Raw genomic sequence first — 14,493 nt, forward strand, 5'->3', positions numbered from 1 at the left:
GGAGTTTAACACCCCAAGTCTCTTTTTTATATATAAAGATATCACTCTTTTGTTTATGTTATAATGGGATTCGGATAAGAGAAGATACATAGTGAGGGATTAAATGATGGCTAGTTACACGCCTATGATACAGCAATACTTGAAGATAAAGGCAGAGCACCAAGATGCCTTTTTATTTTTTCGGCTTGGTGACTTTTATGAAATGTTTTTTGAAGATGCAAAAAAAGCGTCACAAGAGCTTGAAATTACACTGACAAGCAGAGACGGAGGTTCGGCTGATAAAATTCCGATGTGCGGCGTGCCGTATCATTCCGCGGCGGCTTATATTGAACAGCTGATTAAAAAGGGCTATAAAGTGGCGATCTGTGAACAGACGGAAGATCCGAAGGCGGCTAAAGGCGTTGTGAAAAGAGAAGTCGTCCAGCTGATCACACCGGGAACCGTGATGGATGGAAAAGGCATCCACGAGTCGGAAAACAACTTTATCGCTTCCGTTTCCGAATTCCGTGACGGATACGGTCTCGCTTTATCGGACTTAACGACCGGAGAAAACCTGGCCGTATTTATTGAGCGGATTGAAGATGTCATGTCAGAAATTTACTCAGTCGGCGCAAAGGAAATTGTCGTATCAAGCAAGTTTAACGAACATACAGCTGCTCAGCTGAAAGAACGGTGCGGCGCCACGATTTCTATCGAAGACGGGGAAATAACAGAACGCATTGAAATCGCAAAGCACTTGCCGGGCGAAGAGCTGACAGAGACGTTTATGCGTTTATATACGTATTTGCAGAAAACGCAAAAACGGAGCCTGGATCACCTGCAGCCGGTTCAAGTATATGAATTGGAAGAAGCGATGAAAATTGACCTGTATTCAAAACGGAATCTTGAGCTGACGGAAACGATCCGTTCGAAAAGCAAAAAAGGGTCATTGCTCTGGCTTTTAGACGAGACGAAAACAGCGATGGGCGGCCGGCTTCTCAAACAATGGATTGACCGCCCGCTGATCAGGGCATCCCAAATCGAAGAACGCCAGGAAATGGTCGAGACGCTGATCAATCATCTGTTTGAGCGTGAAGATCTGCGAGAGCGCCTGAAGGAAGTATACGATTTAGAACGTCTGGCGGGCCGGGTCGCATTCGGAAACGTCAACGCAAGGGATTTAATCCAGCTGAAAGAATCTTTAAAACAAGTGCCGAGCATCAAAGAGCTTGTAGGGTCCCTTAACCATAAAAAAGCAAAAGAACGCGCCGGCTTGATTGATCCGTGCGGAGATTTGCTTGACCTGTTAGAAGAGGCCCTTCATGAAAACCCGCCGTTATCGTTAAAAGAAGGCAACTTAATTAAAGACGGCTATCATCAGAAGCTCGATGAGTACCGTGACGCCAGCAAAAACGGTAAAGACTGGATTGCCAGACTGGAGCAGCAGGAACGCGCTTATACGGGCATCCGTTCATTAAAGGTCGGTTTCAATAAAGTGTTCGGCTATTATATTGAAGTCACAAAAGCAAACCTTCATCTGCTTGAAGACGGACGGTATGAGCGGAAGCAGACCCTCACAAACGCCGAACGGTACATTACGCCGGAATTGAAGGAAAAAGAAGCGCTTATTTTAGAAGCGGAAAACAACATCTGCGAGCTGGAATATGAGCTTTTTGCCGGACTGCGTGAAAAGGTGAAACAATTTATTCCGCGCTTGCAGCGTCTTGCCAAACAAATGAGTGAGCTGGACGCACTGCAATGCTTTGCTACGATCAGTGAAAACAGGCATTACACAAAGCCCGTCTTTTCTGATAATGAAGTAAAAGTCATTGAAGGGAGACACCCCGTCGTTGAAAAGGTGATGGACAGTCAAGAATACGTCCCGAACAACTGCCTGATGGGCGATTCGCGGGAAATGCTCCTGATTACGGGTCCGAATATGTCAGGTAAAAGCACGTACATGAGACAGATCGCACTTCTATCGATCATGGCCCAGATCGGCTGTTTTGTGCCCGCAAAAGAAGCGGTTCTGCCGATTTTTGATCAAATCTTCACGAGAATCGGGGCAGCGGATGATTTGATTTCCGGACAAAGCACCTTTATGGTGGAAATGCTGGAAGCGAAAAACGCGATTGTGAACGCCACAAAAGACAGCCTGATCCTGTTTGATGAAATCGGCCGCGGGACATCAACGTACGACGGAATGGCGCTGGCACAGGCGATTATTGAATATGTTCACGATCATATCGGCGCTAAAACACTGTTCAGCACGCATTATCATGAGCTGACGGTGCTTGAAGATAAGCTTCCTCAGCTGAAAAACGTTCATGTGCGCGCAGAGGAATATAACGGAACGGTCGTGTTTCTCCATCAAATCAAAGAAGGAGCCGCAGATAAAAGTTACGGCATTCATGTCGCCCAGCTTGCCGAGCTCCCGGATGATCTGATCAGCCGCGCGCAGGAGATCTTAAAACAGCTTGAGCAGACGGGAGATAAACCGGAGCTTCCGGCGGTATCTGAGAAAAAGTCCGCCGTCAGAGAAGAACCGGCACAGCTGTCCTTTTTTGCTGACGGTGAAAAAGAACAGAAGGCACCGGCTGTTTCTAATAAAGAAAAACAAGTGCTTGAAGCCTTTAAGTCAATCAATATTCTCGATATGACGCCGCTTGAAGCGATGAACGAAATGTACAAGCTGCAAAAAAAATTAAAATAGAAAGAGGTGACGGACTTGGCAAAAGTCATCCAGCTGTCAGATGAACTTTCAAATAAAATAGCGGCCGGCGAGGTGGTCGAACGGCCTGCCTCAGTCGTTAAAGAATTGGTGGAAAACGCCATCGACGCAAACAGCACAGTCATTGAAATCGACATAGAGGAAGCGGGGCTTTCGTCGATTCGGGTGCTCGATAACGGCGAAGGGATGGAAACCGATGATTGCAAGCGGGCTTTCCGCCGCCACGCGACCAGTAAAATCAAAGATGAAAACGACCTGTTCCGGGTGAGAACACTCGGTTTCCGCGGAGAAGCTTTGCCAAGTATCGCGTCTGTTTCTCATCTGGAAATCAAAACGAGCATCGGCGAGGGAGCGGGCACCCATCTCATTCTTCAGGGCGGGAATATCATTTCTGAACAGAAATCCTCCAGCAGAAAAGGAACGGAGATTATCGTTACCAACCTGTTTTTCAATACACCCGCCAGATTGAAATATATGAAAACCGTGCATACGGAGCTCGGCAATATTACGGATGTTGTCAACCGGATCGCTCTTGCGCATCCGGAAGTATCCATCCGTCTCCGCCATCAGGGGAAAAATCTGCTGCAGACAAACGGTAATGGGGACGTGCGCCATGTGCTGGCCGCAATTTACGGGACGGCGGTTGCGAAAAAAATGATACCGCTCCATGTCAGCTCGCTTGATTTTGAAGTCAAGGGCTACATTGCGCTTCCGGAAATCACGCGTGCATCCAGAAACTACATGTCATCTGTCATTAACGGAAGATACATTAAGAATTTCCCGCTTGTAAAAGCGGTGCATGAGGGCTATCACACACTTCTGCCGATCGGCCGCCATCCGATTACGTTTATCGAAATTACGATGGACCCGATTTTGGTTGATGTCAATGTCCATCCGTCGAAGCTTGAAGTCCGCCTCAGCAAAGAGACGGAGCTGCATGAGCTGATCCGTGACGGGATAAAGGAAGTGTTTCAAAAGCAGCGGCTTATTCCGAGCGCCCAGCTCCCGAAAAAATCAGCGCCGGCACCGGCCAAAAACGAACAGCAATTTATGACATTCGAGGAAAGCGCGCCTGAGCGGAAACTTCCTGAAAAAACGCCGGAGCCGTCTTACTCACCAATGAAGCTGAGTTCGGTCGTAAAAGAGCCTGAGCCGCTAATAATAGAAGAAGAGATAGCGGATCACGGAGTGCCGCCGGAGATCGGTATGCCCGAAACGGCAGCGCCTGTTTCCGATATTCCGGAACCGGAAGCTGTCTCTGAAGAAATGCGTGAAGAAAGAGTTCCGGTGATGTATCCGATCGGCCAAATGCACGGGACATATATTTTGGCCCAAAACGAAAACGGCTTGTATATCATTGACCAGCATGCGGCCCAAGAACGGATTAAATACGAATATTTCCGGGAAAAAGTCGGGCAGGTCGAGCCTGAAGTGCAGGATATGATCGTGCCGCTCACTTTTCATTATGCGGCAAATGAAGCGCTGATCATTGACCAGCATCAGCATGAGCTTGAAAGCGTCGGAGTATTTTTAGAAGCATTCGGCACGAACAGCTACATCGTCCGCTGCCATCCGGCCTGGTTTCCAAAAGGGGAAGAAGCTGAACTGATTGAAGAAATCATTCAGCAGGTGCTTGACGCCAAACAGATCGATATTAAAAAACTGCGGGAGGAAGCGGCCATTATGATGAGCTGCAAAGGCTCAATCAAAGCGAACCGCCATTTGCGAAACGACGAAATCAAAGCGCTCTTGGACGACCTGCGCCGAACGACAGACCCGTTCACATGCCCGCACGGCCGGCCGATCATTATCCACCACAGCACGTATGAGATGGAGAAGATGTTTAAGCGTGTGATGTAATAACAACGTTTATGTGAGACTAAACCGTTATTTGCCCACAAGCAGCCTTACTAGTTTGAATGACCCAGCCTTTCAGAGATAGCTTTTGAGTTTTTTAATTTCTGGCATAATTGGTGCATTGGTATGCCGTCAATCATGAAAATGATTTGTTTAACATCCAGCTGCTTTTCTGTCATATAAAAATTGTTTTTGGAGAGTATTTGGGGTTGGCGATGTAGTATCCTGTGATTGGTGTAACCGTCTATATCGTCCATTGACTGCATTAATAGTGAAATAATTGGAGAAAACGGTTCCTGAAAAATCTCATGTTATTTGTGAAGAATTTAAATAAAATTGGAATTTGGCGGGTTATACTATCCGCAAGTTAGTCAAGGGGGACTAGTAATTAGCCCCCCCTACATTTAGTTCTTCCTGCGGTTTTTTCTATTTTTGATCAAACTGAAAACCACTAAGAGAACCACACCGATAGCAACGATATAAAATGAAATTTCTGCTGCTGCGGTATTAATATTCTTAAGAACAAGGATAAGTCCTATTAAAACTATAGGAATGATGTAAGTTAGAATTCTTATAGCTTTTGGGCTCGGTTCAGCGTTACTTTTATCTTCCATAGTTACCTCCGATCTTAACACGTTAGAAAATAATCACTTTAAAGCTTAACACAGGATAAATTTGTTAAACACCAACAATAGCCCCGTTTAAATGAAAAGCCTAAGAGTTTTAGTAATCCACCAAGCGGCTGTTGGGTTGCCAGTTCTTTTAGAGCACCCGCATAGCACGCATCTTCCACGGCACCAGTAAAATTGTCGATCGTATTAAGAATTATTTCAAAACGCCGATTCTACCCATAGGCAGCTTTAGCAGGTATTGCATCCCAGGGCAATTTACCTTGAGCGGTAAACTCCGACCCATATAACATAGTCTATTTGTCTAATGTTTAATATTTACTTTTTACACTTAATGATTTTATGTTAGTTTTGTTTGCACAGTAAAAAGCTGCGCGGCACTTTCGTGAATTGTTGCAGCTAGGGCTGATTTGAAAAGAGTGTAAATTACGCCGTACTTTTCTAAGTTCAATTATGTTAATGTCCATATAACGTTGAATTCGGTGTAAGAACTAAGGTATTCTGATATATTTCGAGAGCCCGTGTGGTTTAGTTATCTTGAAGAAAAGGATTAAAATAATAATCTTGATTGCGGATCATTTCTAAAAACTGATTATCCCCTTCGGCCGCTTCGGCAATTGCTTTTCAAAACAAAAGCTCAATTTGTTTTCTTTTTATCTGAAACCCATATTCATCCTTCATTTTCTGAATAAAATTCCCTAAAGAATTCATCTAAATTAATATTCTAATTTCCTTATATATCAGCATAGCAATTTGTAAAAAAGGTCCAGACTGGTGCTTTTGGCGGGAGCAGAAAGTTTTTTTAACTTTACCGGAAAATCCATGGAAAAACGTGGTGTCATCTGGTAAAGTGGTTACAGTCGGCTGGGCGGCGGCAGCAGTCTGCCCGGATCTTTTAAATGGGAATGGTGACAATGGATCATACATATGAAGTGCATCAAATTAAAACTTATCACCAGATGTGGTCCAACTATTGTTATATTATCGCAGACCGCTCGAAAAAATCTGCGATAGCGGTGGACCCGTCCTGGGAAATCGATAAAATAACCGATAAACTGCATGAATTGGATGTTGATTTATCAGCTATTTTATTAACACATTCGCATTATGACCATGTAAACTTGGCGGAGCCGCTTCAGCAAATCTATCATTCTGATATATACATGTCGTCGGCGGAAATCGATTTCTATCAATTCCGGTGCAGAAACTTAATAGCGCTTGAAGACGGCCAAACCTTTGCGGCCGGAGGGTTTATCATCAGAAGTATATTGACCCCGGGACATACGGCCGGGGGAATGTGCTATTTGCTATCTGATCATCTTTTTACCGGTGACACCGTGTTTACAGAAGGGTGCGGTATATGTGAGGACAGGGGCAGCTCAGCTGAAGATATGTTTCACAGTATACAGAGGATCAAAGCCTCCATTCCCTCGCATGTGCGTGTGTATCCGGGGCACTCCTTCGGGGAGAAGCCGGGTCAAAAAATGGAGAGTCTTTTGAAAAACAATATTTACTTTCAGATTGAAAAAAAAGAACATTTTGTGAATTTCCGCAACAGAAAAAATCAAAAAGGGCTGTTTCATTTTAAGTAATGTGTAATTTAGTTCTATCTAACTATCTTTTCTTTTGAGGTAAGGAACTTCTGAAATGAAATGGTAGTTATTACTAGATTTCTGGTGATGAATGGCTGAGTAACGGGAGTTTGCGGAAGAGAACGCCGGGCAGGCCGGATGGGACATTCTGCTTACGCCTGTTCCGAAAGCCCTGAGTCCGCCTTCCGACAGGGAAAAATAGGCATTATTCAGGAGTTCGCATAGGATAAATTAACTTGACATGGTATTTTTGTGAAGTTACTATCAACTTGAACATGCTTCTTATCTGAATCCGAGAAAGGATGGCTGAGAAAATGATCACATACTTATTCCCCGGACAAGGTTCTCAAAAGCAGGGAATGGGGAGCTCATTGTTTGATGAATTTAAAGACTTAACGGAGCAGGCTGATGAAACACTCGGATATTCTATGAAACGGCTTTGTCTTGAGAATCCGTATTCCAACCTTCACAAGACGCAGTTCACCCAGCCTGCTTTATATGTTGTAAACGCGTTAAGCTATTTGAAAAAAATCCAAGACAATGACATAAAGCCGGATTATGTGGCCGGCCACAGTTTGGGAGAATATAATGCGCTGTTTGCAGCAGGTGCTTTTGATTTTATTACCGGTCTGCAGCTTGTCCGTAAAAGAGGCGAATTAATGAGTATGGCCACTGACGGAAAAATGGCCGCTGTTATGGGGTTAACTGCAGATCAAGTGTCAGACGCCCTTCAAACGCACGGATTACATACGATTGATATTGCCAATATGAATTCTCCTCACCAAGTTGTCATATCCGGACGCAAAGAAGACATTGAAAGAGCCAAAAGCGTATTCGAAGGATTAAAAGACGTTACGATGTTTCATCCGTTAAACGTAAGCGGCGCTTTTCACTCGAGATATATGAGTGAAGCGAAACAAGAGTTCGAAAAATTTTTACAGTCATTTCATTTTTCTGCTATATCAATTCCTGTCATTTCTAATGTGCATGCCAGACCTTATGAGCAAGACGGAATCCACTCCGTTCTGGCCGATCAGATCGACCATTCAGTGCGATGGAACGACAGCATCCGCTATCTGCTGGACAAAGGGCGGATGGAATTTGAAGAAGTCGGCCCGGGCCATGTGCTGACAGGACTTATTCACCGCATCAAAAAAGAAACTGAAGCTTCACCCGCCATGTAGCGGAACGTAAGTCAAAATTCTTATCTCACACAATAGTGCCAGCCATACAACATCACGACCACTTCACCTGCACACGACATCACGAAACACTCGCAAATCAATATTTTGAAAAAATAAAGAGCAAAAAGGAGAACAGATGAACCAGCCAATTGTTTTCATGTTTTCTGGACAGGGTTCCCAATACTATCAAATGGGGAAAGAGCTGTTTGCACATAACGCCGCTTTTCGGCAGAAAATGCTTGACTTGGACGATTTTGCAGTCAGCCGTTTCGGTTACTCTGTCCTAAAAGAGATGTATCATACAGGCAATCGTCTGTCTGATCCATTTGACCGCCTTCTTTTCAGCCATCCTGCCATTTTCATGGCTGAGTACGCACTTGCATATGCTTTGGAGCAAAGAGGCATACGTCCCGATTATGTGATCGGAGCAAGCCTCGGAGAGTATGCAGCGGCCGCTGTGTCGGGCGTGCTGAGCGCCGAGGATGCTTTAGATTGCGTGCTGGAACAGGCCCGAATCGTTACGGAAACTTGCCGTAACGGCAGCATGCTTGCGATACTGGGTGATCCGGCTTTATATCAAGATGATCCGCTGCTCGGCGAACATAGTGAATTGGCATCTGTAAACTATCATTCTCACTTTGTCATCTCGGGAGAGCGGGAACATATCAAAAAGATCATGGACGATCTGAGAGAAAAGCAGATTCCTCATCAGCTATTGCCGGTATCTTACGGGTTTCACTCAGCGCTGGTTGATCAGGCGGAACAGCCGTACAAGCGCTTTTTAGCTCAGAAATCAATCCGGACTCCGTTTATACCGTACATCTCCAGTGCGACCGGAGAGGCTGAGACCGATATACAAGCGGACTTTTTCTGGGATATCGTAAGAAAGCCGATTCGATTCCGCGAAGCGCTTCAATTCGCAGACAGCCGCCAAAAAGGATTGTATATTGATGCCGGGCCTTCCGGAACATTGGCCGCATTTGCCAAACAGATTCTTCCTGCAGGATCGGCTGAACGCATCCGTGCCATTATGACACCGTTTCATAAAGAACAAACACATTTGCAGCAAATAGAAGACAGCATTTTATCACCGCCCGGAAGGAGACTGTAAGATGATCAGCTTTGTTTTTCCAGGCCAAGGCTCGCAAAAAGTAGGGATGGGAGAGGACCTGTTCGGCCGCTATCCTGAATTAACCGCAAAGGCCGATCACATTCTCGGATATTCCATTCAGGAGCTGTGCCGGGACGGAGAACGTCTCAATCAGACTCAATTCACTCAGCCGGCGCTCTATGTCGTCAATGCCCTCAGTTATTTGAAAAAAACAGAAGAGACCGGCTTGAAACCGGATTTTACCGCCGGACACAGTTTGGGCGAATATAACGCGTTATACGCTTCGGGCGCCTTTGATTTTGAAGAAGGCTTACAGCTGGTCAAAAAAAGGGGCGAACTGATGAGCCGCGCAAAAGGAGGCGGCATGGCAGCGGTGATCGGCCTGACTCATGAGCAGGTGACGGATGTTTTAAGAGAAAATCACTTGGATATGATTGATATCGCCAACATGAACACACCGCAGCAAATTGTCATTTCGGGATATAAAGAAGATATTGAAAAAGCCGCATCCGTTTTTGAAGCCGTAAACGGCGTAAAAATGGTTCACCGCTTAAATGTCAGCGGCGCCTTTCATTCCAGATACATGCTGGAAGCGAAGGAAGAGTTTTCACGGTTTATTGAATCTTTCCATTTTAAGCCGCTGTCCATCCCGGTCATTTCAAATGTGACGGCAAGACCCTATGAGCAGAGAGAGCTGAAAGAGACACTCACCGGACAAATAACGGGATCTGTGAACTGGACAGACAGCATCCGTTTCTTAATGGGAAGAAAGAACATGAGCTTTGAGGAAATCGGTCCCGGAAAAGTGCTGACGGGGCTGATTCAAAGAATTACGGCTGAAGCGGAGCCGATAACAGATGAAATCAAAGTCCCGGCCGAGGCTGGAAAAAGCTCAATTACGGCGGCGTCTTTAGGAAATGAAGAGTTTAAGCGCGATTATCAATTGAAATACGCCTACTTGGCCGGCGGCATGTACCGCGGAATTTCTTCGAAGGAAATGGTCGTCAAACTGGCCGAAAAAGGAATGATGGGCTTTTTCGGAACAGGCGGTTTGAACATCGCGCACGTTGAGGACGCCATTTTGTCAATTCAGCATGAGCTTCGTGACGGCGGTTCCTTCGGCATAAATATTGTACATAATATGAAGCATACAGATTCAGAAGAAAAAATGATTGATCTTTTATTGAAGCATGGGATTCAGAACTTGGAAGCATCAGCGTTTTTAACGGTTACTCCCGCTTTAGTAAGGTTTCGCGCTAAGGGGTTAAAACGCGGTGCCGGCGGACAAATAATAGCGCGTCAGCGGATTATCGCCAAGCTGTCCCGTCCGGAAGTAGCGGAAGCGTTTCTCAGCCCGGCGCCTGATCACATTCTGCAGAAACTTGCAGCCGAAAACAAAATTACCGCTGAAGAAGCAAGTCTTATGAGAGAAATACCCGTTGCGCATGACATCTGCGTAGAGGCTGATTCAGGCGGCCACACTGACGGCGGAGTTGCTTACAGTCTCATGCCGGCGATTATCCGTTTACGAGATGACATGATGAAAAAATACCGATACAGCAAAACCGTCCGCATCGGAGCCGCAGGGGGAATCGGAACGCCCGAGGCTGCCATGGCCGCATTTATGCTCGGCGCTGATTTTATTGTGACCGGATCTATTAACCAATGCACCGTTGAAGCAGCGACGAGCGGCCTCGTAAAGGACCTCCTGCAGCAGATGAATGTACAGGACACGGCCTACGCGCCGGCCGGCGATATGTTTGAATCAGGCAGCAAGGTGCAGGTATTAAAGAAAGGGCTGTTCTTTCCGACCCGCGCCTCTAAGCTGCATGAACTGTATCAGCGTCACCGCTCAATTGAAGAAATTGATGAAAAGACACTCAGACAAATAGAAGAGAAGTATTTTAAGGCAAGTGTAAGCAGTATTTATGACAAAGTGAAGGCTCATTATTCGAATGAAGACATTTCAAAAGCCGAACGGAATCCGAAACAGAAAATGGCGCTCATATTTAAATGGTATTTCAGGCAAAGTTCTGCTTCGGCGATTAAAGGAGACCCGGATGCCAAGGTAGACTTCCAGATTCATTGCGGCCCGGCATTAGGCGCCTTTAATCAATGGGTGAAAGGCACGGAGCTGGAGTCCTGGAAAAACCGCCATGCCGATGGTATCGGCATGCGGCTTATGGAAGAGACGGCCTCGCTTTTGAATCAGAAGTTAGGTTCATTTTTGCAAACGTGTTGACAAGACGAAATGATAGATTGAAAACATGGAATATTCATAAAAGATGAAACAGGGAGGAACTGACAATGAGTAAAGAAAGAATCTTTGAATTGCTGCAGAACACAATCTACGAGGTTTTGCCTGATTTAGAAGGCGAACAGCTTTCGCAGGAAGACCGGTTAGTTGATCTGGGGGCGGACTCAGTAGACCGCGCCGAAATTATCACGATGATGCTTGAAGAATTATCACTGCAGATCCCGCGTGTTGAGCTGACGGGAGTGTCAAACATCGGCGAATTGGCGGCAAAGCTTTATGAAAAGGTACAGGCTGTCTGATAAAGCGGTGAAACAATCGGAAACTCAAAATTCATATTGGAGGCGAAGTTCATGGCGGCTGCCGGAATAGAAGCGATAAATGTGTTTGGCGGGACAGCATACCTTGATGTCATGCAGCTGGCGGAGTACAGAAACTTAGACCCTGCCAGATTTGAGAATTTACTGATGAAAGAAAAAGCGGTGGCGCTTCCGTACGAAGACCCCGTTACATTCGGCGTTAACGCGGCAAAGCCGATTATCGACCGATTGACAGAGGCTGAAAAAGACAGAATCGAGCTGCTGATTACCTGCTCGGAGTCCGGCATCGACTTCGGAAAATCACTCAGTACATATATTCATGATCACTTAGGCCTCAACCGGAACTGCCGTTTATTTGAACTGAAGCAAGCCTGTTATTCAGGAACGGCGGGCTTGCAGATGGCGCTTAATTTTATTTTGTCGCAGACATCCCCCGGAGCGAAGGCGCTTGTCGTCGCGACGGATATTTCCCGGTTTTTAATTGCCGAAGGCGGCGATGCGTTAAGCGAGGATTGGTCTTACGCAGAACCGAGCGCCGGAGCGGGTGCCGTCGCCTTATTGATCGGTGAAAATCCCATTGTATTTCAGGCGGATGCGGGCGCCAACGGCTATTACGGCTATGAGGTAATGGATACATGCCGTCCGATCCCGGACAGTGAAGCCGGTGACGCCGACTTGTCATTGATGTCTTATCTCGATTGCTGTGAACAGACATTTCGCGAGTACAAAAACCGTGTGCCGGGCGCTGACTATAAAGAGACGTTTCACTATCTAGCCTTCCATACACCGTTTGGCGGCATGGTAAAAGGAGCCCACCGGACGATGATGCGCAAGCTTGCAAAAGCGAAAAACGCTGAAATCGAACAGGATTTTCAAACCAGGGTAGAGCCGGGGCTCCGCTACTGCCAAAGAGTCGGAAACATTATGGGGGCAGCCTCTTTACTGGCTCTTGCAAGCACGATTGACCAAGGGGCATTCGACACTTCTAAGCGGATCGGCTGTTTCTCCTACGGCTCCGGGTGCTGTTCAGAATTTTACAGCGGCGTTGTGACGCCTGAAGGACAAACGCGGCAGCATTCTTTCAAAATAGAAGAGCACTTGAACAACAGGTACAGGCTGTCCATGGAAGAATATGAAGAACTGTTTAAAGGCAGCGGTTTGGTGAAGTTTGGAACCCGGAATGTCAAATTGGATGTGAATATGATTCCGAACATTTTAGACCATCATACCGGAAGCCCTCGTTTGTATTTGGAAGAAATCACGGAATTTCATCGGAAATACAGGTGGATATCGTGACCTATGAAACGATAAACGTCCGTTTTCAGCAAAATGTCTGCTTCATCACCTTTGATCGGCCTGAAGCCAACAATACGATTAATGAGCGTTTAGTGGAGGAATGCCTGCACGTTCTTTCTGAATGTGAAGACTCCGTGACCTCCGTAGTGCTTGAAGGGCAGCCGGAGGTATTTTGTTTCGGGGCGGATTTTGATGAGATGTACCGGAAAATGAGGCAGGGTATACAGCATGCGGAATCGCAGGAGCCGCTTTACCGTTTGTGGCTGGCATTAAAATCCGGGCCGTACATCACAATCGCCCGCGTCCGCGGAAAAGTAAATGCGGGAGGTGTCGGTTTTGCCGCCGCCTGCGATATCGTCATTGCAGAGGAGAGTGCTTCGTTCAGTTTATCTGAACTGTTATTCGGACTTTATCCAGCCTGCGTTCTGCCGTTTTTAATTCAAAGAATCGGATTTCAAAAGGCGCATTATATGACGATCATGACAAAGCCCGTGCCGGCACGCCAGGCGCTTGAATGGGGACTTTGTGACGTATGCGTCCCGGACTCAGCAACAGAGCTGAGAAAGCATTTGCTGCGCCTCCGCCCGCTGTCGAAAAAAGCAGTCATCCGCTATAAAAAATACATGGATTCCTTAAACGACCTTGTTCATCGTTCGAAATCCATTGCTTTAGCCGAAAATCAAGCGATGTTTTCAGATCCGGATAACCAATCAGCCATCTTCCGTTATGCAGAAACGGGGCGGCTTCCTTGGGAAACGGAGAACAGTTAGGAGGATATCATGCCGAACGCCGCAGTTGAACTGCTCGAAATTGAACCGGATATTATCCAAGTGACAATGCAGGATAAAGCCCATAAAAACGCTTTCTCCAAAGAACTGACTGATGGATTGATGGAAGCATTCACCCGTATAAAAAAATCGTCAGTCTATAAAGCTGTGATTTTAACAGGATACGGCCATTACTTTGCTTCCGGAGGCACACAGGAAGGCCTGCTCAGGATTCAGCAGGGTATCACGAAGTTCACGGAAGACCGCATGTACTCTTTGGCGCTGGAATGTGATATCCCCGTCATTTCCGCCATGCAGGGCCACGGAATCGGAGGCGGCTTTGTCATGGGGCTTTTCAGTGATTTTGTCATTTTAAGCAAAGAAAGCGTGTATACCGCAAACTTTATGAAATACGGTTTCACCCCCGGAATGGGCGCTACCTTTATCGTTCCGGAGAAGCTTGGGGCAAGCCTCGGCCATGAAATGCTGTTAAACGGCGGCCACTACCGCGGCGGTGACCTGGAGAAAAGAGGGGTGCCTTTTCCGGTGCTTCCGCGGCAGGAAGTATTAGACTATGCGCAGGAATTGGCCCGTGAGCTTGCGGAAAAACCGAGAAACTCTTTAATTACATTGAAAAGGCACTTGGTGACGCCGTTTCGCGAGCAGCTTCCGGCCGTCATTGAGAAGGAGTTAATCATGCACGATGAGACGTTTCATGATGATGAAGTGAAAAAACGAATCACGACGATGTACGGAGTATAAGACATACATCT

11 protein-coding genes are annotated in these 14,493 nt (G+C 46.4%); 10 read left to right on the top strand and 1 reads right to left on the bottom strand.

What is annotated here, in order from left to right:
• The first annotated feature begins 106 nt into the window (after positions 1-106).
• Together mutS and mutL are read left to right on the top strand one after the other, a co-directional pair.
• Positions 107-2,692: a DNA mismatch repair protein MutS gene (gene mutS, locus BXO87_RS04890; RefSeq protein WP_007409829.1), complete on the top strand. Its 2,586-nt coding sequence runs from the start codon at positions 107-109 to the stop codon at positions 2,690-2,692.
• Positions 2,693-2,707: 15 nt separating this feature from the next.
• A complete protein-coding gene (gene mutL / locus BXO87_RS04895; protein WP_038458059.1) occupies positions 2,708-4,570 on the top strand; it encodes a DNA mismatch repair endonuclease MutL in 1,863 nt (620 codons plus the stop codon).
• Between the two features lie 401 nt (positions 4,571-4,971).
• Here the strand turns inward: mutL and BXO87_RS04900 are convergent, their stop codons facing one another.
• Positions 4,972-5,181, bottom strand: coding sequence for a hypothetical protein (locus tag BXO87_RS04900; RefSeq protein WP_007611548.1), 210 nt, complete (start codon positions 5,179-5,181; stop codon positions 4,972-4,974).
• A 929-nt stretch (positions 5,182-6,110) separates the two neighbouring features.
• On the opposite strand from BXO87_RS04900, the gene BXO87_RS04915 reads away from it, so the two are divergent.
• The 8 genes from BXO87_RS04915 to BXO87_RS04950 all read left to right on the top strand — a co-directional run bounded on the left by BXO87_RS04915 (position 6,111) and on the right by BXO87_RS04950 (position 14,482).
• On the top strand, positions 6,111-6,788 hold the full coding sequence (locus BXO87_RS04915) for an MBL fold metallo-hydrolase (protein ID WP_038458061.1): 678 nt from the start codon (positions 6,111-6,113) through the stop codon (positions 6,786-6,788).
• 314 nt (positions 6,789-7,102) lie between these two features.
• Entirely contained in the window at positions 7,103-7,972 is an 870-nt protein-coding gene (fabD, locus tag BXO87_RS04920; RefSeq protein WP_038458064.1) for an ACP S-malonyltransferase, read from the top strand.
• Between the two features lie 136 nt (positions 7,973-8,108).
• Positions 8,109-9,083, top strand: a complete 975-nt coding sequence (locus BXO87_RS04925) for an acyltransferase domain-containing protein (RefSeq protein WP_012117590.1) — start codon at positions 8,109-8,111, stop codon at positions 9,081-9,083.
• A gap of 1 nt (position 9,084) precedes the next feature.
• Positions 9,085-11,325: an ACP S-malonyltransferase gene (gene fabD, locus BXO87_RS04930; protein ID WP_038458067.1), complete on the top strand. Its 2,241-nt coding sequence runs from the start codon at positions 9,085-9,087 to the stop codon at positions 11,323-11,325.
• A gap of 65 nt (positions 11,326-11,390) precedes the next feature.
• Complete coding sequence (locus BXO87_RS04935) at positions 11,391-11,639, top strand: acyl carrier protein (protein ID WP_007409841.1); 249 nt, start codon at positions 11,391-11,393, stop codon at positions 11,637-11,639.
• Positions 11,640-11,690: 51 nt separating this feature from the next.
• Positions 11,691-12,953, top strand: a complete 1,263-nt coding sequence (locus tag BXO87_RS04940; RefSeq protein WP_038458069.1) for a hydroxymethylglutaryl-CoA synthase family protein — start codon at positions 11,691-11,693, stop codon at positions 12,951-12,953.
• Entirely contained in the window at positions 12,950-13,723 is a 774-nt protein-coding gene (locus BXO87_RS04945; RefSeq protein WP_038458072.1) for an enoyl-CoA hydratase/isomerase, read from the top strand. The genes BXO87_RS04940 and BXO87_RS04945 overlap by 4 nt, the downstream gene beginning before the upstream one ends.
• A gap of 9 nt (positions 13,724-13,732) precedes the next feature.
• Complete coding sequence (locus tag BXO87_RS04950) at positions 13,733-14,482, top strand: polyketide synthase (RefSeq protein WP_003154094.1); 750 nt, start codon at positions 13,733-13,735, stop codon at positions 14,480-14,482.
• Positions 14,483-14,493 lie beyond the last annotated feature (11 nt).

The organism is Bacillus sp. GZB (genome assembly GCF_001975995.1).
GTDB lineage: Bacteria > Bacillota > Bacilli > Bacillales > Bacillaceae > Bacillus > Bacillus velezensis.